Source organism: Streptomyces sp. NPDC044984, assembly GCF_040646935.1.
Classification (GTDB): Bacteria; Actinomycetota; Actinomycetes; order Streptomycetales; family Streptomycetaceae; genus Streptomyces.
The window spans coordinates 119,825-140,084 of the sequence record NZ_JBEZBE010000019.1; the positions used below are offsets into that span (position 1 = coordinate 119,825).

Sequence of the window (20,260 nt, forward strand, 5' to 3'; positions counted from 1 at the left end):
GCACGCGCCCCCGCCGGTCAGTCCGCCGCGTCGCGAGGCCAGTTCACCAGAGCGATGTGCAGGGCGTCGACCACCCTGTCCCAGGACGCCCGGACGTCCCTGGGGTCGCCGAAGGCGCCGGCGGACTCCAGGGCGCAGTAGCCGTGGAAGGTGCTGCGCAGCAGGCGCACGGCGTCGGTGAGGTCGGGTTCCCGCAGGCCGTACGCCCGGAGCAGGCCGTAGGTGATCTCGGCGGTGCGGCGCAGGACGGGGGAGCCGGTGACCGGGAACTGGTGCGGGGGGAGCTGGGTGGCGGCGTAACGGCCCGGGTGGGCCAGGGCGTACTCCCGGTAGGCGTTCGCGAAGGCGGCCAGCGCCTCCTTGCCGGTCCGTCCGGCGACCGCCGCCGCGATCCGGTCGATCATCTCCCCGCCGGCCAGCAGGGCCAGCCGGGTGCGCAGGTCCCGCAGTCCGCGCACGTGGGCGTAGAGGCTCGCGTCCTTCACACCGAAACGCCGGGCCAGCGCGGACAGGGTGACGTTCTCGTAGCCCGCCTCGTCGGCGAGGTCGGCGGCGGCCGCGACGAGACGGTCGGCGGTGAGTCCGGCGCGTGGAATGGAGGCCTCCGAAGCAGACCCGACAGGAAGCGCCCAGCCTATCGAGCAGATGTGAGCGAGCCGCCGTGTCCGGGGCATCCAGCGCTCATCCGCAAGTTGTTCAACGTTCATGCGCCTCCTCGATCCTCCACACGCGGCGTCGTCGCGCCGCGGTATCGAGGAGGCACTTCATGGGTCACGGGCACGCACACGGGCACCATCACCACCATCACGGACACGACCACCAGCACGAGACGACGGCCCCGCTGCCCGCCGCCTTCGACACCTCGGTGCCCGACGAGGCGCTGAACCCCGAGCAGAAGTCCCGCCGTACGCTGCTGCGCCGGGCCGGGCTGCTCGGCGCGGGCCTCGCGGCCGGCACCGTGCTCCCCGCCGGCGCCGGCGCGGCCACGCCCGCCCACGCGGCGGGTGACGGCGGCCGCGGCAAGAGCAGGAGCAAGGGCTTCCTGTGGCTGGCGGGCGACCACCACATCCACACCCAGTACAGCAGCGACGGCAAGTACCGCGTCACCGACCAGGTCCGCCAGGGCGCCCGGCACGGCATGGACTGGCTGGTCATCACCGACCACGGCGGCAGCACCCACGCCAGGATCGGCGTGGACAAGGTCAACCCGGACATCCTCGAGGCCCGCGACGCGTACGAGGACACCCTCGTCTTCCAGGGCCTGGAGTGGAACATCCCGGCCGCCGAGCACGGCACCGTCTTCGTCCACCCGGGCCGCAACGAGGTCTCCGTCCTCAAGCAGTTCGAGACCGACTACGACGGCAGCGTCAAGGGCGCATCCTCCTCCACCCCGGCCAACGAGGCGCTCGCCATCGCCGGGCTGAACTTCCTCGCCGAGCAGGTCAGACGGCGCAAGGTCAAGGACGCCCTGATGCTCGCCAACCACCCGGCGCGCAAGGGCATCGACTCCCCGCACGAGATCCGCGCCTGGCGCGACGCGACCGGCACCGGCGACCGGCAGATCGCCGTCGGCTTCGAGGGCGCCCCCGGCCACCAGGCGGGCGGTCTGCCGGCGCCGCTCGGCCCGGGCGGGGCCCGCGGCATCTACGACGGCGGCCCGAGTGCCAACTCCTTCGCCGGCTACCCGCTGGAGAGCTACCGCACCTGGGGCGGCTTCGACTGGATGACCGCCACCGTCGGCGGCCTGTGGGACAGCCTCCTGGCCGAGGGCCGCCCCTGGTGGATCACCGCCAACTCCGACTCCCACCAGGTGTACGGCGACACCGGCGCCCGCGGCGGCGGCGACTTCAACGCCAACGGCCGCTATGACGACCCGGTCTACGCCGGACAGATCGACCTCACCGAGAACGACTACTGGCCCGGCCAGTACAGCCGCACCCACGTCGGCGCCGACGGCTTCTCCTACGCCGCCGTCATGGACGGCATCCGCGCCGGCCGCATCTGGGTCGACCACGGCCAGCTCATCAGCGGCCTCGACGTCCGCGTCTCCGGCGGCAGCCGCTGGGCCACCCTCGGCGGCGCCCTGCACGTGCGCAAGGGCACCAAGGTCACGCTGACCGCCGACATCGCCCTCGCCGGCGGCAACAACTGGGCCGGGTTCACCCCCAGGCTCGCCCGCGTCGACGTCATCCAGGGCGACGTGACCGGCCCGGTCGCCGACAAGGACACGTTCACCGCGCCCACGGCGAAGGTCGCCCGGTCGTACGACATCGACAAGTCGGCCGGCACCGTCCGCGTCACCTTCGACCTCGGCCGCGTCGACCGCCCGGTGTACGTCCGGCTGCGCGGCACCGACGGCAACCGGTCCGCCGTCGGCGCCATGGGCGCCGAGGTCGACCCGGCGGGCCCCGCCCTCGACGTCGTGGGCGACGCCGACCCGTGGCGCGACCTGTGGTTCTACTCCAACCCGGTGTGGGTCCTGCCGTCGTGACGCCGTACGCCCTCACCGTGGACGCGGGCATCGAGGACCTGCTCGACGCCGACCGCCTGCTGCACCGGATGGCAGCCGGACTCGACCTCCCCGAGGACACGTTCGGCTGCACCCACCTGGTGCGCGACGACCGTCCGCGCGTCGTCGTGTCCCTGTCCCTGCCCTCGCGGCCGCTCCCGGACACCCTCCGGGAGCGGCTCGCGGGGTACGGCGCCGTCTCCCCGGGCCTGCCCGACGAGGTGGGGCGCGCGGTGCTCTACCCGGGTGTCTCCGCCCTCACCGGCACGATGACGGTCGGGGAGCTCGTCGAACGCTCCGCGATCGCCCGCGTGACGGTCCTGGGCACGCCCGGGCCGCCCGACCCGGACACGCGCATGGTGACCCGTGACCACGTGCGGCCGCTGTGGCAGCGGGACGAACTCGTCCTCGCCGCCACTCCGGCCCTGGGCGGCACCCTCGTGCCGTTCGAGGTCCCGGACCCCACGCCCTGCTGCGCGGACCACTGAGCCCCGTCAGTCGCGCGGCTCCGGGAAGACGGAGGAGGACCCGGCGGGCCCGGGCCACAGGTGGTACCGGGGAACCGGACCTTCGGCAAGGGCTTCGGAAGGGGGCTTGACGAAGGTCCGGACGCGGCCCGGGGCCAGTGGCTCGGCGCGGCCCGGGATCAGCCGCCCAGGACGTCCCGCACGAAGGCGTTGGTGAACTTGCGCCGCGGGTCCAGATCGTCGACGGTGTTCCGGAAGTCGTTCATCCGCGGGTAGCGGGCGCGCAGCTCCGCCGCCGGGGTGGTGAACACCTTCCCCCAGTGGGGCCGCGCGTCGAACGGCGCCAGCGCCTCCTCCACCCGCCGCACCACCGGCAGCACCGCCCGCGTGTCCTCGATCCAGGTGAAGTGGACGGCCACCGTGTCCCGGCCGTAGGAGGGGCCGAGCCACTGGTCGTCGGCGGCGACGGTGCGCACCTCGCACGTCTGCAGCACCGGGGCGACCGTCTCCCGGATCCCGTCCAGCGCGTGCAGCGCGGCGAGGGCCGACTCCCGCGGCATCAGGTACTCCGACTGGAGTTCCGCGCCGCTGCTCGGGGTGAACTCCGCCCGGAAGTGCGGCAGCCGCTCGTGCCAGGGCCCCGGCACCCCGAACTGCTCGGTGCAGTTCACCGCCGGCATGCCCGGCACCGGGTGCATCTTCTCCGTCGCCGGAGCCGCCCAGGGGAAGTCCGGCAGCGGCTGGTCGGTGCGCCGCTTCACCCACACCTGGCGGAAGCCCGGCGCCCGCCAGTCGGTGAACAGGCTCACGCTGTACGCCGCCGACATCACCGCCTCGAACGTGGCCTGGTCCAGCCCCTCCAGGGGCATCTCGGTGAACACGCGCTGCTCGACCTCGAAGGCCGGCTCCAGGCCCAGGGTGAGCGCGGTGACGACACCGAGCGCGCCCAGCGAGGTGACCACACCGCCGAAGAGGTTCGTCACCCCTTGCGTGAACCGCCCCCTGGAACCGTCCGCCACCACCATCTCCACCGCGCGCACGGACGAGGCCAGCGGCCCGTTGCCGACGCCGGAGCCATGGGTGCCGGTGGCGACCGACCCGGCCACCGAGATGTGCGGCAGCGACGCCATGTTCGCCAGCGCCAGCCCGTGCCGGTGCACCTCGCGGGCCAGCTCGGCGTAGCGCACGCCGCCCCCGACCCGTACCGTCCGGGCGGTCGTGTCCACGTCGATCTCGGGGGGCAGCGCGTCGAGGGAGAGCAGGACACCGTCCTCGCCGGGCTCGACGATCTCGTTGAAGGAGTGCCCGCTGCCCAGGACCCGCACCCGCGAGCTCCCGGCGACCAGGTTCTGCAGCGCGTTCGCGCTGTGCGGGCGGTGCAGCTCCTTGGCGGCGTACGTGATGTTGCCCGCCCAGTTGGTCACGCTCTCGGTCATCCCTCGTCCCTCCTGACCCTCGGGGCCGAAAAGGTCCCCGCCGGAACCTACCTCGCGCGTGGACCACGCCCTGTGGGGGGACCCGGCACCCCGGACGTCCGAGCGGGGGCATACCGTGAGGAGTCGTACGTCCGAACCGGGAGGAGAACAACGGGATGGGCAGCCGTACCGCGCTGGTCGAGGATCTGATGGAGCGGTTCCCGCACGTGCCGCGCGAAGCCGTCTTCAAGGAGGACCTGCTGCGCGGCGGTGTGGCCTTCGACCCGTCCGCGCTCAGTGACAACGAGGGCGGCGAGGTCAAACCGAAGTCGTACTTCATCTTCTCCTTCGACCACGGCACCCTGCCCGAGCTGGGCGAGGCCGCGCTGCGCCGCCCGCCGGAGGAGATCATCCTCACCGGCGGACCGTACGACCTGCGCCGCACGGTCGTGTCCGTCCGCGTGAACCCGGCCTCCCCCTACCGCGTCGCCGCCGACGAGCACGGCGTGCTCGGCCTCTACCTCGACGGGAAGCGCATCTCGGACGTCGGCGTGCCGCCCATGCCCGAGTACTACCGGCACACCCTGTCCAACGGGAAGTCGGTCATGGAGGTCGCCCCCACCATCCAGTGGGGCTACCTGATCTACCTGACCGTCTTCCGGGTCTGCCAGTACTTCGGCGCCAAGGAGGAGTGCCAGTACTGCGACATCAATCACAACTGGCGCCAGCACAAGGCGGCGGGCCGGCCCTACACCGGGGTGAAGGACGTCGAGGAGGTCCTCGAGGCCCTCGAGATCATCGACCGGTACGACACGGCGAAGGCGTCCACCGCCTACACCCTCACCGGCGGCGCGATCACCAAGACCGTCTCCGGACGTGACGAGGCCGACTTCTACGGCCACTACGCCAAGGCCATCGAGGAGCGCTTCCCCGGCCGCTGGATCGGCAAGGTCGTCGCCCAGGCGCTGCCCAGGGACGACGTGCAGCGGTTCAAGGACTACGGCGTGCAGATCTACCACCCCAACTACGAGGTGTGGGACGAGTACCTGTTCAAGATGTACTGCCCCGGCAAGGAGCGCTACGTCGGCCGCGACGAGTGGCACCGGCGCATCCTCGACTCCGCTGAGGTCTTCGGCGCGCGCAACGTGATCCCGAACTTCGTGGCCGGTGTGGAGATGGCCGAGCCCTTCGGCTTCAAGACGGTCGACGAGGCCATCGCCTCCACCACCGAGGGCCTGCGCTTCTTCATGTCGCACGGCATCACGCCCCGCTTCACCACCTGGTGCCCGGAGCCCACCACCCCGCTCGGCAAGGCCAACCCGCAGGGCGCCCCGCTGGAGTACCACATCCGGCTGCTCCAGGCGTACCGGCAGACCATGGAGGACTTCGGCCTCTCCTCGCCCCCCGGCTACGGCCCGCCCGGACCCGGCAACGCGGTGTTCTCCGTCAGCTCCTTCATGGACAGCCTCCCGGCGCAGGAGTCCGCCGGGGCGGTCTGAGGCACCGGGGCTCCCAGCGCCCTTTCACAAGGATTCGGAAGGCCGGCACCGAGACGTTCCGGCCTTCCGTGCGTAGGGTCCCCGCGAGGGGTGGCCACGCCGCCACGCAAAGTGAGGGAAGCGCTTGTCAGTTGTGTCGGGAACGTGAAAAGCTCTGCCACTGCCGCGAGGTTTCCCCAACTCCACTGCCCCTATGGCGAGTTGACCTCGTTCGTGATGCGGGAGTCCCATGCCCGACCTGCCGAGCCCCCAGGACGCCGTCGAGGCGGCGCTGTTCACCGAGTGCTGGGACGCGGCGCTCTCCTACGCCGACCTGTGCACGGCCGGGTCCGCCGCCGCGGCGGAACTGGCCCGCGAGGCCTTCGCACAGGGCATACGGGAGCTGCGCGAGGCCGAGTCGGGCAGCGTCCGCGGCCGCCGTCCCTCCCGGCTGCCCCGGATACCCCTGCTGCTGACGGCGGTCCGCAGCACGGCGGCCGCCTGGGAAGAGGCGGGGCAGGGACACAAGCTCGACCCCGACCTGCGGCTGTGGCTCCACTCCGACCGGGCCGCCCGCCACACCGGCCCGCCACTGGAACGCCCGGTCGCCCTGCGCGGACTGCGCGATCTGCAGCCGGCGGACGCCGAACTGCTCTGGCTGGCCGAGGCGGAGTCCCTGCCGCTGCCCCTGGTGGCCCGCCGGCTCGGCCTCGACCCCGCCACCGCGGCCGACGAACTCGCCCAGGTCGGCCGCCTGTTCCGGGACCGCTGCCACCGCAACCACCTCGACTCGCCCCTGGACGCCGAGTGCCGCAGCTACGCCCGGCTCCTCGACGCCGTCACCCGCTCGCCCGCCGCGGACACCCCCGACGACCTCTCCCGGCACCTCGCCACCTGCCACCGGTGCGCCGAGGCCGCCGCCTGCCTGCGGCTGCACGGCGGGGGACTGCCCGGCGCGCTGGCCGGCGGGGTGATCGGCTGGGGCGGCCTCGCCTACCTGGAACGCCGCCGCCGCGCCGCCGAGGTACGGCTCGGGGCCGGCCGCCCGGACCGACCCGACGCGGACGGCGGCGACCCGGCGGGCGGTACGGGCAGGACGCGCGTCGCCCGGCACGGTCTGCTGGTCGCCGCCCTCCTGGTCTCCCTCCTCGCGCTCGCGGTCTCCCTGATGCCGTTCGGCGGCACGGCCGACGAGGGCGCCGCACGCCCCGGCACCGACCGGCAACCGGTGGCCGACCCCGGACCCTCCCTGCCCTCCGCGCCCACGGCCTCCCCGGACACCCCGTCCCCGTCCGCCAAGCCGTCCGCCGGGCACACCCCCGAGCGCACCCCGGACCGGGAGAACCCCGATCCCGAACCCCAGGGCACCTCCTCCGCCACCGCCGACGGCGAACCGGCCGCCTGCCGGGCCGACTACGACCTGGTCAACCAGTGGCCCGACGGCTTCCAGGCCACCGTCACCGTCACCACACGCGACCCCCTCGACTCCTGGCGCGTCGGCTTCGCCTTCCCCGACGGCCAGCGGGTCACCCAGGCGTGGGACGCCTCGCTCGACCAGGACGGCTCCCACGTCACCGCCACCGCCGCCGACTACAACAAGTCGATCGCCGCCGGCGGGAAACTCGCCTTCGGCTTCCTCGCTTCCCGCGACGGCACGAACCGCCCGCCGTCCGGCTTCACGCTCAACGGCCGTACCTGCGCGACCGTGTGAAGCGGCGCGAGGAAAAACGACTTGACCGGCCGGGGCGGCCGCGGGCTAATGTTGCCCCGGATCACACGGTGGCCGTGCGCCGCCGTACCGGACCGTTCGCGGAGTGAGGAGGTGTCGACCGATGGCTGTCATTGCGCCGGGCGCTGCCCGCATTCAGGAATCCATCACGTCCACCTCCGTGGCCACCGGCTGACCTCACCCTTTTCCCGTCCGCGTACGAATGCGTACGCGCGGCCGCCGGGGCCACCCACCTGAAGGGTCACCCCCTTGAGTTCCAGTTCCACCTCCGTTTCCTCCGCGCTCGCCCCCTACGGCTGGGACGACGCCTGGGCGGACGCGTTCGCCCCCCACGACGCGGAAGGGCTACTGCCCGGCCGTGTGATCCGGGTCGACCGCGGCCAGTGCGACGTCGTCACCGCCGGCGGCACCCTGCGCGCCGACACCGCCTTCGTCACCCCGCACGACCCCCTGCGGGTCGTGTGCACGGGCGACTGGGTCGCCGTCGAACCCGGCGGGAACCCGCGCTACGTCCGCGCGTACCTGCCGCGCCGTACCGCCTTCGTGCGCTCCACCTCCTCCAAGCGGTCCGAGGGGCAGATCCTCGCCGCCAACGTCGACCACGCCGTCGTCGCCGTCTCCCTCGCCGCCGAACTCGACCTGGCCCGGATCGAACGCTTCCTCGCGCTCGCCTGGGAGTCCGGGGCGCAGCCGGTGGTCGTCCTCACCAAGGCCGACCTCGTGCCGGACGCGGTGACCCGCGCGCACCTCGTCCAGGACGTGGAGACCAGCGCGCCCGGCGTGCCGGTGCTCACCGTCAGCGCGCGGGACGGGGACGGACTCGACGTCCTCGCCGCGATCACCGCCGGCGGTACGTCGGTGCTGCTCGGGCAGTCCGGCGCCGGCAAGTCCACCCTGGCCAACGCGCTCCTCGGCGAGGACGTCATGGACGTCCGGGCCATCCGGGACGTCGACGGCAAGGGCCGCCACACCACGACCACCCGCAACCTGCTGGCGCTGCCCGGCGGGGGAGTCCTCATCGACACACCGGGCCTCAGGGGCGTCGGCCTGTGGGACGCCGGAGCCGGCGTCGGCCAGGTGTTCGCCGAGATCGAGGAGCTCGCCGAGCGCTGCCGGTTCCAGGACTGCGCCCACGAGAGCGAACCGGGCTGTGCCGTCCTCGACGCCATCGAGACCGGTGACCTGCCGCAGCGCCGCCTGGAGAGCTACCGCAAGCTGCTCCGGGAGAACCAGTACATCGTCGCCAAGACCGACGCCAGGCTCCGCGCGGAGATCCGCAAGGACTGGAAGCGCAAGGGCGCCATCGGCAAGGCGGCGATGGAGGCCAAGCGGGGCCGCCTGCGGTAGCGCACCTCCATGTCCGATTTCCGCCAGCCGGGACCTCCCGGCCGGCGGAGACTGGACGGTGTGAAGGACGAGGACAGCAGGTACGAGGCGGTGCGCAGCCGGGACGCCCGGTTCGACGGGGTGTTCTTCTTCGCCGTCGAGACGACCGGGATCTACTGCCGTCCCAGCTGCCCCGCCGTCACCCCGAAGCGGTCCAACGTGCGGTTCTTCGCGACCGCCGCCGCCGCGCAGGGCTCCGGGTTCCGCGCCTGCCGGCGCTGCCGCCCGGACGCCGTGCCCGGCTCCGCCGAGTGGAACGTGCGGGCCGACGTCGTCGGCCGGGCCATGCGGCTGATCGCCGACGGCGTCGTCGACCGCGAGGGCGTCGCCGGACTCGCCGCACGGCTCGGCTACAGCGCCCGCCAGGTGCAGCGCCAGCTCACCGGCGAGCTCGGCGCCGGGCCCGTCGCGCTCGCCCGCGCCCAGCGGGCGCACGCCGCCCGCGTGCTCCTGCAGACCACCGGCCTGCCGGTCACCGAGATCGCCTTCGCCGCCGGATTCGCCAGCGTGCGGCAGTTCAACGACACCGTACGGGCCGTGTACGCCACCACCCCCAGCGAGCTGCGCGCCTCCGCGCCCCACCGGGCGCGCACCGCCACCCCGTCCGCCGGAATCCCCCTGCGGCTCGCCCACCGCGGCCCCTACCCGGCGGGACCCGTCTTCGACCTGCTGGAGCGCGAGGCCGTCCCCGGCGTCGAGGACGTGAGCGGCACCCCGGGCACCCGCACCTACCGGCGCACCCTGCGCCTGCCCCACGGCACCGGCATCGCCGCCGTCGACGAACGCCCGCACACCGGGCGGGGCGCCCACCCCGGCGGCTGGCTCGACGCCCGCGTCCACCTCACCGACCTCCGCGACCTGACCACCGCCGTACAACGCCTGCGGCGGCTGTTCGACCTGGACGCCGACCCGTACGCCGTCGACGAACGGCTCGGCGCCGACGCCCGGCTCGCCCCGCTGGTCGCCGCCCGGCCCGGACTGCGCTCACCGGGAGCGGCCGACCCGGAGGAGCTGGCGGTGCGCGCGCTGGTGGGCCGGGACGAGGCCGCACGGCTGGTCCAGCGGTACGGCAAGCGGCTCGACGCCCCGTGCGGCACCCTCACCCACCTGTTCCCCGAAGCCGCCGTCCTCGCCGGGGCCGAGCCCGGCGGCACCCTGGGCGCGCTCACCGCCGCCCTCGCCGACGGCACCGTACGCCTCGGACCCGGCGCCGACCGGGACGAGGCCGAGGCCGCCCTGGCCGCCGTCCCCGGCCTCGACGACCGTACGATCGCCGGGATCCGCACCCGCGCGCTCGGCGACCCGGACGTGGCCCCGCCCGGACCCGGCGTTCCCGACAGCTGGCGCCCCTGGCGCTCGTACGCCCTGAACCACCTGCGCGCCGCAGGGGAGTTGGAGTGACCATGACGACCACGACCACGTACTGGACGCGGGTGGACAGCCCTGTCGGGCCGCTGCTGCTCACCGCCGCCCCGACCGGCGAGCTGACCTCGCTGTCCGTGCCCGGACAGAAGGGCGGACGCACGCCGGCGGACGACTGGCGGCGCGACCCCGGACCGTTCCGCGAGGCCGAGCGGCAGCTCACCGCGTACTTCGCCGGCGACCTCAAGGAGTTCCGGCTGGCCGTGAGCGCCGTCGGCACCCCGTTCCGGGAGAGGGTGTGGGCCGCGCTCGACGACGTCCCCTACGGGGCGACCGTGTCCTACGGCGAGATCGCGGCCCGGATCGGCGCGCCCCGCGCCGCCGTGCGGGCCGTCGGCGGCGCGATCGGCGCGAACCCGCTGCTCATCGTCCGCCCCTGCCACCGGGTGATCGGCGCCGACGGCTCGCTGACCGGATACGCCGGCGGGCTGGAGCGCAAGGTGCGGCTGCTCACCCACGAGGGCGTCCCGCTGCCGTGAGCCGAGGGGGTCAGCCCCAGAACACCGCGCCCAGCCAGGCCGCCGTGATCAGCTGGCAGGTGAACAGTTCCGTCAGCACGCTCCAGCCGCCCGAGCGCAGCGCCGTGCGCGCCGCCGCGACCGCCTCGCGGCGGCGGCCGAGGCGGAGCCGCTCGAAGAGGTAGACCCCGGTGAGGAAGCCCGGGACCGCGCCGATCACGGGCAGCAGGACGAAACCGGCGAACGAGCCGCAGCCCGCGTACGCCAGCATCCGGCCGTCGTCGCCGCCCGCCCGCAGCCGGCGGGGCGGCAGCGCCCAGCGCACCACCTGGGACAGGAACAGCACCACGGTCGCCCCCACCAGCACCCACCACGCGACGGGCCGCGGATCCTTCAGCGCCCACCACAGGACCCCGGCCCACACCAGCCACGACCCGGGCACCCCCGGCAGCAGCACTCCCCACAGTCCGAGCAGGAGCACCAGTCCGGCGAGCAGGAGGTCCCACGCTCCCATTCCTCCAGGGTGCAGGAGCACGGAGAGCGGCGCAGGGCGGAAACGGGCCGCGACGCCCTCGTCGCACAGCCGTCCCGCCGTTCACCCGACCGGCCGTCCGGGGCACGCCGCGGGACGGGGATTTTCCCGATGCCCCGTTCTCATCCGGCCCGTGCGGGGGACAATCGGGACCATGAGTCAGCAGGGGGGAAGGCCCACCGGTCCCGAGGACGACTGGTGGCGGCAGCTGTACGACGACGCCACCGACGACACGGGCCCCGCACCGGCGCCCGATTCCCTGGACGACCGCTTCGCCTCGGCGTCCGGCACGCTCGACGCGGGTGGGCCCGCCCCGGCCGGCCCACCCCCCGCCCCGACGGTCCCGGGCCCCCGTCCGGCCGCCCCCGCCGCACCGGCGGACCTCCCGCCACGACCCGCCGACCCCCCGCCCCGCGCCCCCTGGGAACCCCCGGCCGCCGCGGCCGCGGACCCGGTGACCTTCCCCCCGAGGACCCCCCGCCCGTCCCGGCCGCAACCGTCACAGCCCCCGGCCGCCTCCACCTCCGGCACGGCCTTCGGCCCCTGGACCCCCGCCACCGAGCCCCCGCCACCGCCCACGGCCCCGGAGCCCGCGGACGCATCCGCCCCCCGCCCCTCCCGCCTCGGACCACTCCCGGGCCCGCTCCCGTCCCGCGCCCACGTGGGATCCCGGCCGCCCACCTACGACGCCGAGCCCACCGCCCTCCCGCCGGCCGACCCCGACGCACTGGACGACCTGGTCCCGGACACCGTGCTGGACGGGGCCCGCTACGGCGCCTGCACCCTGCGCGCCGCCTCCGTGCGCGGGGACTCCGCGCGCTACCGGGGCGAACCGCGCCGCGACGCGCTGCTGACCGCCCGGTTCGGAACGGGGGAGCGGGCCCTCGTCCTCGTGGCGCTGGCGACCGGCGCCCGGACCGCGCCCGGGGCCCACCGGGCCGCCGCCGAGGCCTGCCGATGGATCGGCGAGGCGGTGGGCCGCAGCCACGCCCGCCTCGTCGACGACATCAGGGCCGCCCGGCGCGGCGACCTCAAGTCCGGCCTGCACCGCCTCACCGACCGCAGCCTCGGCAGGCTCCGCGCCGACGCGGCCGATCGGGGCCTCGAACCCGACGCCCACGCGGCCACCCTGCGCTGCCTCCTCCTGTCCGCCGACCCCGCATGCCGCACCCGGGTCTTCTTCGGCGTCGGCCCCGGCGGACTGTTCCGGCTGCGGGACGGCGCATGGCAGGACATCGAACCCGAGCCCACCGAGACCAGGGGCGAACCCGTCGTCGGCTTCGGCTCGCCGCCCTCCGAGACCCCCGACGGCGACCTCCTCACCATGGACCTGGGCATCCCCACGCCCCCGAGCCCGTACGAGCCCGCCCCCGAACCGCCCCGCGAACCCTTCCGCTTCCGCACCTCCATCGCCCGCCCGGGTGACACCCTGCTGATGTGCGGCACCGGCCTCGCCGACCCCCTGCGCGGCGAACGGGAGCTCCGCGCGCACCTCGCCGACCGGTGGTCCCGCCCCGAACCACCCGGCCTCGCCGCGTTCCTCGCCGACACCCAGGTACGCGTCAAGGGATACGCGGACGACCGTACGGCCGTCGCCGTCTGGGAGGCGTGAGCGCTCCCGGTGTGAATTCATGGAACCCGTCAGGCATCTTCGGCGCCGGAGGGGCAGACGGGAAACCATGGCCAAACAGAACGTCGCGGAACAGTTCGTCGACATCCTCACCCGCGCGGGGGTCAAACGCCTCTACGGAGTCGTCGGCGACAGCCTCAACCCCGTCGTCGACGCCGTGCGCCGCAACGCCGCCATCGACTGGATCCACGTCCGCCACGAGGAGACCGCCGCCTTCGCCGCCGGCGCCGAGGCCCAGATCACCGGCAGGCTGGCCGCCTGCGCCGGCTCCTGCGGACCCGGCAACCTCCACCTCATCAACGGCCTGTACGACGCCCACCGCTCCATGGCCCCGGTCCTCGCCCTCGCCTCCCACATCCCGTCCGGCGAGATCGGCCTCGGCTACTTCCAGGAGACCCATCCCGAGCAGCTGTTCCGCGAGTGCAGCCACTACAGCGAGATGATCTCCAGCCCGCGGCAGATGCCCCGACTGCTGCAGACCGCCGTCCAGCACGCCGTCGGCCGCTCCGGCGTCAGCGTCGTCACCCTCCCGGGCGACATCGCCGACCACGCCGCCCCCGAGAAGCCCCTCGAGACCGCCCTCGTCACCTCCCGGCCCACGGTCCGCCCCGGCGACGCCGAGATCGACCGCCTCGTCGACATGATCGACGAGGCGGAGAAGGTCACGCTGTTCTGCGGCGCCGGCACCAAGGGCGCGCACGCCGAGGTCATGGAGTTCGCGGGCAAGATCAAGTCCCCGGTCGGGCACGCCCTGCGCGGCAAGGAGTGGATCCAGTACGACAACCCGTACGACGTCGGCATGAGCGGACTGCTCGGCTACGGCGCCGCCTACGAGGCCACCCACGAGTGCGACCTGCTGATCCTGCTCGGCACCGACTTCCCGTACAACGCCTTCCTCCCCGACGACGTGAAGATCGTCCAGGTCGACGTGCGGCCCGAGAACCTCGGCCGGCGCTCCAAGCTCGACCTCGCCGTGTGGGGCGACGTGAAGGAGACCCTGCGCTGTCTGACGCCGCGGGTTCGCACCAAGGACGACCGGAAGTTCCTCGACCGGATGCTGAGGAAGCACGCGGACGCGCTGGAGGGGGTGGTGAAGGCGTACACGCGGAAGGTGGACAAGCACGTGCCGATCCACCCCGAGTACGTGGCGTCCGTACTGGACGAGCTGGCCGACGACGACGCGGTGTTCACCGTCGACACCGGCATGTGCAACGTCTGGGCGGCCCGCTACATCTCGCCCAACGGCCGTCGCCGGGTGATCGGTTCCTTCTCCCACGGCTCGATGGCGAACGCGCTGCCGATGGCGATCGGGGCGCAGTTCACCGACCGGGGCCGGCAGGTGGTGTCGATGTCCGGCGACGGCGGGTTCACCATGCTGATGGGGGACTTCCTCACCCTGGTGCAGTACGACCTGCCGGTGAAGGTGGTCCTGTTCAACAACTCCTCCCTGAGCATGGTGGAGTTGGAGATGCTGGTCGCCGGCCTGCCCTCGCACGGCACCGCCATGAAGAACCCCGACTTCGCCGCCGTCGCCCGCGCCTGCGGCGCCCACGGGGTGCGGGTGGAGAAGCCGAAGGAGCTGGCCGGGGCGCTGAAGTCCGCGTTCAAGCACAAGGGCCCGGCCCTCGTCGACGTCGTCACCGACCCCAACGCGCTGTCCATCCCGCCGAGGATCAGCAAGGAGATGGTGACCGGTTTCGCCCTGTCCGCCTCCAAGATCGTGCTGGACGGAGGCGTCGGCCGGATGCTCCAGATGGCCCGCTCCAACCTGCGCAACGTGCCCCGGCCGTAAGGGGGTTCACCGCTCCCGGGGCTTCCAGCCGCGTGCCGAGGTGTCGTACTCGTAGTGGGGCAGGCCCGCGATGCCGCTGGTGCGGAACGGGCGGCCCCGGTCGTCGACGCGGACCGTGCCGGTACGGCCCTGCGAGGACCAGTCCAGCTCCAGGTACCAGCGGCAGTCGCAGTGCGCGGTCCGGGCGGTGACCAGCAGCACCTCCGGGTCGGTCGCGGAGACCCGGTAGGGCATCCGCACGGCCGGGATCGGCGTACCGGCGTCGTTCCCGGCGACCGCGCGGGCGAGCGGCCGGTCCTTGTCCAGGTCCACGTCGAAGTAGCGCGGGGTGAGCGCGCCGCCGCAGCCCTGGTCCATGGCGTACGCGTTCCCCGGCGCGGGATCGGCGCGCCCGGCCACGCGGACGCGCAGCGCGGTGAGGACGACGGCCGTGTCGGAGGTGCCCTGCACCGACAGCTCCACCAGCGTCTCGCCCCCGTGCACGGCCGACTGCGTCGCCGCCCAGGTCCCGGCGTCCTGCGGGACCGGCGGCGGCGGGACCTGCTCCGGCGGCTTGGCCACGACGTAATCGTGCCCGCATCCGTACGCCCAGGCCTGGGAGTCGGCGGACCAGGTGAGCGGCGGCGCCCCGACGGGCGCGGACCCCTCCGGAGCCGTGGTGGGGGCGGAGGTGCTCCGTCGCGGCCCGGGGGAGGAGGGGCGTTCCTCCGGTGTCGTGGAGCCCGGGGCGGACGGGGTGGGTGAGGGCGTGCGACCGCGCGGCGCGGCGGGACCGGTCGTCGCGGACGCGCCCGGGGGAGTGGCGGTGGGCCCCCGCCCGGCGGAGGCGGACGGCCGCTGCCCGTCCGGCAGCGCGGACAGACTCCCCACGGTCGCGAGCAACGCGCATACGGCGGCCAGGGCGACGGCGGCCCGCCGGTGCCGCCGGTACCAGGGCCGCGGACGTCCCGCCCCCTCGTCCGACGGCCCGCTCACCACGTCCCCGTCACCCGAGGGGGGACCCGCGGGCCCGGGGGGTTCGGCGGTCTGCCGTACCGGGGCGGCAGCCGTGTGCGGGCCGTCGGCGGCACCGTGTCCGGCGGGTCGGCCACCGAGCCCGTCGGCCGGCGGCCCACCGGTGACCTCGTCGGGCGCGCCCTCCCCGGCAGCCGGCTCCCCGGGGGCGGCGCGCTCTGCTTCCGGGGTGGCGGGGGCGTCGTCGTCCGTCCGTTCCCGCGGCGCGGTGCGCTGCTCGCCGGAGCCGGAGCCGGAGCCGGAGCCGGAGTCGGAGCCGGAGCCGGAGTCGGAGCCGGATTCGGATTCGGAGCCGGATTCGGATTCGGAGCCCGGCGCCGCGTCCGCCTCGGCCGAGCCGGTCGCCGTGCGCGGACGCCGGCGTGCCTCCACCGCGCGGAGCCAGCGGTGGTGGAGGTCCACGCGTTCCGCCCGCGACGCGCCGCACAGGGCGGCGAAGCGCTCCACGGGCGCGAAGTCGACGGGGACCGCCTCACCCGCGCAGTAGCGGTGCAGCGTCGAGGTGTTCATGCCGAGGCGGCGGGCCAGCGAGCCGTAACTGCGGTCCGTACGTTCCTTCAGCTCCCGCAGCAGCGCCGCGAACTCCGCCACGTCGTCCTGTGCCGACACCGTCACCCCGCACTCGTATGACCCCGGCCGGGCCCTGGGACGGCATCCCAGGCACCCCCTGTACCTGCACGTCGGACGGGCTGGGACGGTTCCATGCCGGCGAAACCGGCGACGACGCTTGCGCCCGCCTCCTGAGACGGCTGATGCTCTTGGTACCGCGAACCGCCCGACGGCCGCCGGACGGACCGTCCGGGCCGTCACGGCGCACCGCCCCGTCATTCCATCACGCACACCTCACGGGGGACACCCATGCCCATGCGCACCCGCGCCACCGCCCTCACGGCGCTCACCGTCGCCGCCCTCGCCGTCGGTACGGCACTCACCGCGCCGGCCGGCGCCGCGCCGCGGAAGGCGGCCCCGCCCGCGTTCCTCGCGGCCTCCGAGCTCCCCCCGCACCCGTCGTCCGCCTGGACGGCGGGCCCGGTCACCGACGGCTTCCCGTCGGAACTCGCCTACTGCCTGGGCGAGGGCGTGCCCGCGTACGACTACCGGCACCGCGTCTTCCACACCGACCTGGACACCGGTGCCGCACAGGTCACCGTCGTCACGGGTTCCGCCGCCAAGGGCAAGGCGCTGGCCGCCCTGCTGGACGAGGAGATCCGTACCTGCGCCGACCGGATCGAGCGGTCCTCCCCGGACGTCGAGGCCGAGGGCCGGTACTACGGCTCGCTGCCGGTCGAGGAGGGCGCGCGGGTGCACGGGCTGCACACCGAGACCTCCTGGGGCGCCACGGACGTCCATCTGCTGTCCGTCGGACGCGACGGGAAGACCGTGACCGTCGTCGGCTGGGGGCAGCTGGGCGACTTCGGTGACGCCCCGGTGGGCGCGTTCAGGAAGACGACGACGAAGGCCGTCGACAAGCTGTACTGAGGCCGCACGGCCGCCACGACCACCATGGGAAGCCGGGGTCGTCCTCTCGCCACGGGGGTCGGGAGGACGGCCCCGCGCAGGTGCGTGGCCATCGCACTTCGGCCAACTACCGTTCGTGACCGCCCGGCATGACTGGCGTGTGGGTGACCGGGCAAGGATTCCCGTGAAGGTGTTCGAGCACAGGGGGAATCGACATCGGCACGCGGGCGGGGGTCATGAAGAGTCAGGCTTCGGCGGATCGGCTGAGGCGCACACTGGGCCGGGCGGATCTGCGGGCGGTGCCCGAGTCCCGCAGGGCACTGCGGGAACTGCTCAGGCACTGGGGGACACCGGAGCGCTCCGCGGTCGCGGAACTGCTCACCAGCGAACTCGTCACCAACGCGCTCGTCCACACCGACCACGAGGCGGTCCTGACGGCCACGGTGGGGCCCCGTGGACTGCGGGTCGAGGTACGGGACTTCGTGGACCGGGAACCCCGGCCGCGGGCACCGAGCACCGACGACGGCACGCACGGAAGGGGTTTGGTGCTGGTCGAGTCCCTCGCCGACGGATGGGGCGTCAGGAAGCACCGGGTGGGCAAGTCCGTCTGGTTCGAACTCGGCGCGGACGCGGCCTGAAGGGTGCGGACCGCACCCTTCAGGCCGCGACGGGGCCGTCAGCCGAACTGCTGCTCCAGGTCCTTGAGCTTGCGCTCCAGGGAGTCCAGGCGCGGCAGGGCCTGGGTGTCGTCCTCGGCGGTGAGGTCGACGGTCTTCGGGTCAGCGCCGGTGCGTACCGGCTGCAGGGAGGGACGCGCGCGGACGGGCAGGGACTCCGACGCCGATATGGCAGGCTCCGCGGAGACCAGGTCGGAGTCGCGCTCCACCGTGGGGGCCTCCAGCTCGCGTCCACCGCCACGGCCCACGAAACCGCGGTGGCCGCGGCTGATCGCCTTCAGCCGGGCCCGCTCCACGCGCTGCTGGTCCCGCCGGCGCTGCTTCGCCTCGTTCTTGCGGGCCTTGTCCTCGCGCACTTCCTCGACCGCCTCGTCGAGGCTGCGCACGCCCTCCAGCAGCATCAGCGACCAGGCCCCGTAGGTCTCCCGGGGGGCGCGCAGCCAGCGGACGATACGGATCTGCGGCAACGGGCGCGGCACCAGGCCCTGTTCGCGCAGGGCGGCCCGGCGGGTCTGCTTCAGCGCGCGGTCGAACAGGACCGCCGCCGACAGGGACATGCCCGCGAAGAAGTGCGGGGCGCCGTCGTGTCCGATGCCCCGGGGAGCGTGCACCCAGTTGAACCAGGCCGCGGCGAAGGCGAACGTCCACACGAGTATCCGCGAGCCGAGGGCCGCGTCACCGTGGCTGGCCTCGCGCACGGCGAGCACCGAGCAGAACATCGCCGCGCCGTCCAGACCGAAGGGGACGAGGTACTGCCAGCCGCCGGACAGGCCGAGGTTCTGCTCGCCGAAGCCGACCAGGCCGTGGAAGGAGAGCGCGGCGGCCACCGCCGCACAGCAGAACAGGAGAACGTAGGAGACGGTGCCGTACAGGGCCTCCTTGCGCCTGCGGCGCTCCTCGCTGCGCTCCCACGAGTCGTCCGCGCTCGTGCTCTTGACCGAGGAGCGCTTCCCGCGCGCCAGCACCGCCACCGCCGTCAGCATGCCCAGGAGCAGCACGACGCCCGGAAGCAGCCAGTTCAGCGATATGTCGGTCAGTCTCATCTAAGGGGTCCCTTGCATTGGGATAGGGCGTGTAACGCCCGCCATAGTGGCCCAATCCCAGCGGCCCTCAGGGGGTTTCGGGGCAAGAGGCCGCCAAGGAAGTGCGAGGGGGATGCCCAGGGCGGCGTTCTGCTCGAACTGCCGCATGAGGGGCGGGAGTTGAGTTCGAATAAGATTACCCGTACGGGTGGTTCCGCGGAAAGTTCCCGCGAGGGGTAGGGGAATCGTGAAGCTCCTGTGACCTCTGCGGCGTGCTCAACGGATGATCTTACGCGCCGGACGGGGGTGCCGCTGTCCGACGTGGTGTCAGCAGGCCCGCGCGACCGACGCGGTGACCCGCTCGGCCGTCCGCCCGCCGGCACAGGCGCGCGGGCAGGTGGCGCAGATGTCCGCGGGGCGCAGTGTGTAGAACATGCAGCAGCTGACCCGGTCCCGGGTGACGGGCGCCGGCTCCCCGTCGGGCCCGGCCGGCCGGCGGAAGGCCGCCGCGCCGACGTACGGCTCGGTCGCGCCCGGCAGCAGCAGCTCCAGCTCCCGCAGCCCCCGCTCCTCCTCGCCGAGCAGCTGGGAGACGTACCGCAGGCTCTCGACGATCTCGTCGGTCGCCATGCCCCACAGGGCCCGGCCGCGGCGCCGCATCCGGGGGCCGAAACCGGTCAGCACGGGTCCGAGGTGCTGGGCGACCGCCTCGCGCACCTCCGCCCGCAGCGCCTCCTCGTCGGGTACCACCCGGGCGCCGGGCAGCGCGGCGGCGGGGTCGCCGGGCAGGCAGGCGAAGCCGTCGGGCCGTACGGCCATGCGGCCCAGGGCGAGGCCGGCCGCGGTGCGGTCGTACGAGACGTGCGTCACGGGGTAGCGCGGCACGCGACGGTGCAGGAACCACGGCACGGTGATCAGCAGGCAGGCGGGCCAGGCGTAGCGGTGCAGACCGAAGCCGGCGATCACGTCCGGACGGCCCCGCTGCCCGTAGTCCCGCAGCACCTGGGTGTCGTCCCAGGCGAGGAACCGCTCCAGCTCGGTCCCGCCCTCGGCGAGCCCCGCCGCCGCGACCCAGCCGCCGCCCCGGGGCGCCGCCTCGCCGGTGCCGAGTTCGGTGACGCCCAGGGCGGGCAGCGCCTCCGCCAGGCGGGCGTACGCGTCCGCGACGGCCGAACCGGGCACCGGCATGGGGCCACCCCTTCACGTCTCGAGGAGCAGGGCAATAAAGGTAAGGCTCACCTTACCGAACATCGTGACGATGTGAACCGGCG

17 protein-coding genes are annotated in these 20,260 nt (G+C 74.0%); 11 read left to right on the plus strand and 6 right to left on the minus strand.

Annotation, left to right across the window (positions count from 1 at the left end; all coding sequences use genetic code 11):
* Positions 1 to 17: 17 nt before the first annotated feature.
* Positions 18 to 596 carry a TetR-like C-terminal domain-containing protein gene (locus tag AB0A94_RS21700; protein ID WP_361746668.1) on the minus strand — a complete coding sequence of 193 codons (579 nt, stop codon included), beginning with the start codon at positions 594 to 596 and terminating at the stop codon, positions 18 to 20.
* Positions 597 to 766: 170 nt separating this feature from the next.
* On the opposite strand from AB0A94_RS21700, the gene AB0A94_RS21705 reads away from it, so the two are divergent.
* Positions 767 to 2,491: a PHP domain-containing protein gene (locus AB0A94_RS21705; RefSeq protein WP_361746591.1), complete on the plus strand. Its 1,725-nt coding sequence runs from the start codon at positions 767 to 769 to the stop codon at positions 2,489 to 2,491.
* Positions 2,488 to 2,997: a hypothetical protein gene (locus AB0A94_RS21710; RefSeq protein ID WP_361746594.1), complete on the plus strand. Its 510-nt coding sequence runs from the start codon at positions 2,488 to 2,490 to the stop codon at positions 2,995 to 2,997. Before AB0A94_RS21705 ends, AB0A94_RS21710 begins: the two co-directional genes overlap by 4 nt.
* Positions 2,998 to 3,155: 158 nt before the next feature.
* On the opposite strand, the gene AB0A94_RS21715 is transcribed toward AB0A94_RS21710, so the two are convergent.
* Positions 3,156 to 4,412, minus strand: coding sequence for a D-arabinono-1,4-lactone oxidase (locus AB0A94_RS21715; protein ID WP_361746596.1), 1,257 nt, complete (start codon positions 4,410 to 4,412; stop codon positions 3,156 to 3,158).
* A gap of 155 nt (positions 4,413 to 4,567) precedes the next feature.
* On the opposite strand from AB0A94_RS21715, the gene AB0A94_RS21720 reads away from it, so the two are divergent.
* The 5 genes from AB0A94_RS21720 (at position 4,568) to AB0A94_RS21740 (ending at position 10,885) form a co-directional block, all read left to right on the plus strand.
* Entirely contained in the window at positions 4,568 to 5,890 is a 1,323-nt protein-coding gene (locus AB0A94_RS21720; protein ID WP_361746599.1) for a radical SAM protein, read from the plus strand.
* A 229-nt stretch (positions 5,891 to 6,119) separates the two neighbouring features.
* Entirely contained in the window at positions 6,120 to 7,580 is a 1,461-nt protein-coding gene (locus tag AB0A94_RS21725) for a cellulose binding domain-containing protein (RefSeq protein WP_361746601.1), read from the plus strand.
* Between the two features lie 267 nt (positions 7,581 to 7,847).
* Positions 7,848 to 8,945 (plus strand): ribosome small subunit-dependent GTPase A, encoded by a 1,098-nt coding sequence (gene rsgA / locus AB0A94_RS21730; protein ID WP_361746603.1) that lies wholly within the window; start codon positions 7,848 to 7,850, stop codon positions 8,943 to 8,945.
* 9 nt (positions 8,946 to 8,954) lie between these two features.
* The gene (locus AB0A94_RS21735; protein WP_361746605.1) at positions 8,955 to 10,385 is read left to right on the plus strand and encodes an AlkA N-terminal domain-containing protein; all 1,431 of its coding nucleotides are present in this window, start codon (positions 8,955 to 8,957) and stop codon (positions 10,383 to 10,385) included.
* Between the two features lie 2 nt (positions 10,386 to 10,387).
* Positions 10,388 to 10,885, plus strand: a complete 498-nt coding sequence (locus AB0A94_RS21740; RefSeq protein WP_361746607.1) for a methylated-DNA--[protein]-cysteine S-methyltransferase — start codon at positions 10,388 to 10,390, stop codon at positions 10,883 to 10,885.
* A gap of 10 nt (positions 10,886 to 10,895) precedes the next feature.
* On the opposite strand, the gene AB0A94_RS21745 is transcribed toward AB0A94_RS21740, so the two are convergent.
* Complete coding sequence (locus AB0A94_RS21745; protein WP_361746609.1) at positions 10,896 to 11,378, minus strand: DUF456 domain-containing protein; 483 nt, start codon at positions 11,376 to 11,378, stop codon at positions 10,896 to 10,898.
* 172 nt (positions 11,379 to 11,550) lie between these two features.
* Between AB0A94_RS21745 and AB0A94_RS21750 the strand changes: the two genes are divergently transcribed.
* Together AB0A94_RS21750 and AB0A94_RS21755 are read left to right on the plus strand one after the other, a co-directional pair.
* On the plus strand, positions 11,551 to 13,008 hold the full coding sequence (locus tag AB0A94_RS21750; protein WP_361746612.1) for a protein phosphatase 2C domain-containing protein: 1,458 nt from the start codon (positions 11,551 to 11,553) through the stop codon (positions 13,006 to 13,008).
* Between the two features lie 67 nt (positions 13,009 to 13,075).
* Positions 13,076 to 14,818, plus strand: a complete 1,743-nt coding sequence (locus tag AB0A94_RS21755) for a pyruvate dehydrogenase (RefSeq protein WP_361746614.1) — start codon at positions 13,076 to 13,078, stop codon at positions 14,816 to 14,818.
* A 6-nt stretch (positions 14,819 to 14,824) separates the two neighbouring features.
* On the opposite strand, the gene AB0A94_RS21760 is transcribed toward AB0A94_RS21755, so the two are convergent.
* Positions 14,825 to 16,441, minus strand: a complete 1,617-nt coding sequence (locus AB0A94_RS21760) for a helix-turn-helix domain-containing protein (RefSeq protein WP_361746670.1) — start codon at positions 16,439 to 16,441, stop codon at positions 14,825 to 14,827.
* A 249-nt stretch (positions 16,442 to 16,690) separates the two neighbouring features.
* On the opposite strand from AB0A94_RS21760, the gene AB0A94_RS21765 reads away from it, so the two are divergent.
* Positions 16,691 to 17,311, plus strand: a complete 621-nt coding sequence (locus AB0A94_RS21765; protein WP_361746617.1) for a hypothetical protein — start codon at positions 16,691 to 16,693, stop codon at positions 17,309 to 17,311.
* A gap of 215 nt (positions 17,312 to 17,526) precedes the next feature.
* On the plus strand, positions 17,527 to 17,928 hold the full coding sequence (locus AB0A94_RS21770; RefSeq protein WP_217128520.1) for an ATP-binding protein: 402 nt from the start codon (positions 17,527 to 17,529) through the stop codon (positions 17,926 to 17,928).
* 38 nt (positions 17,929 to 17,966) lie between these two features.
* Here AB0A94_RS21770 and AB0A94_RS21775 read toward each other — a convergent pair whose 3' ends face one another.
* The gene (locus tag AB0A94_RS21775; protein ID WP_361746619.1) at positions 17,967 to 19,010 is read right to left on the minus strand and encodes a DUF2637 domain-containing protein; all 1,044 of its coding nucleotides are present in this window, start codon (positions 19,008 to 19,010) and stop codon (positions 17,967 to 17,969) included.
* 306 nt (positions 19,011 to 19,316) lie between these two features.
* Positions 19,317 to 20,177 (minus strand): (2Fe-2S)-binding protein, encoded by an 861-nt coding sequence (locus AB0A94_RS21780; RefSeq protein ID WP_361746621.1) that lies wholly within the window; start codon positions 20,175 to 20,177, stop codon positions 19,317 to 19,319.
* Positions 20,178 to 20,260 lie beyond the last annotated feature (83 nt).

Bases quoted from the DNA above. Each gene is read 5' to 3' on its own strand.
- AB0A94_RS21720 (WP_361746599.1), top strand. From the start codon at position 4,568: ATGGGCAGCCGTACCGCGCTGGTCGAGGATCTGATGGAGCGGTTCCCG.
- AB0A94_RS21770 (WP_217128520.1), top strand. From the start codon at position 17,527: ATGAAGAGTCAGGCTTCGGCGGATCGGCTGAGGCGCACACTGGGCCGG.
- AB0A94_RS21745 (WP_361746609.1), bottom strand. From the start codon at position 11,378: ATGGGAGCGTGGGACCTCCTGCTCGCCGGACTGGTGCTCCTGCTCGGA.
- AB0A94_RS21775 (WP_361746619.1), bottom strand. From the start codon at position 19,010: ATGAGACTGACCGACATATCGCTGAACTGGCTGCTTCCGGGCGTCGTG.
- AB0A94_RS21740 (WP_361746607.1), top strand. From the start codon at position 10,388: ATGACGACCACGACCACGTACTGGACGCGGGTGGACAGCCCTGTCGGG.
- AB0A94_RS21755 (WP_361746614.1), top strand. From the start codon at position 13,076: ATGGCCAAACAGAACGTCGCGGAACAGTTCGTCGACATCCTCACCCGC.
- AB0A94_RS21765 (WP_361746617.1), top strand. From the start codon at position 16,691: ATGCCCATGCGCACCCGCGCCACCGCCCTCACGGCGCTCACCGTCGCC.
- AB0A94_RS21780 (WP_361746621.1), bottom strand. From the start codon at position 20,177: ATGCCGGTGCCCGGTTCGGCCGTCGCGGACGCGTACGCCCGCCTGGCG.
- AB0A94_RS21725 (WP_361746601.1), top strand. From the start codon at position 6,120: ATGCCCGACCTGCCGAGCCCCCAGGACGCCGTCGAGGCGGCGCTGTTC.
- AB0A94_RS21715 (WP_361746596.1), bottom strand. From the start codon at position 4,412: ATGACCGAGAGCGTGACCAACTGGGCGGGCAACATCACGTACGCCGCC.
- AB0A94_RS21750 (WP_361746612.1), top strand. From the start codon at position 11,551: ATGAGTCAGCAGGGGGGAAGGCCCACCGGTCCCGAGGACGACTGGTGG.
- AB0A94_RS21705 (WP_361746591.1), top strand. From the start codon at position 767: ATGGGTCACGGGCACGCACACGGGCACCATCACCACCATCACGGACAC.
- AB0A94_RS21735 (WP_361746605.1), top strand. From the start codon at position 8,955: ATGTCCGATTTCCGCCAGCCGGGACCTCCCGGCCGGCGGAGACTGGAC.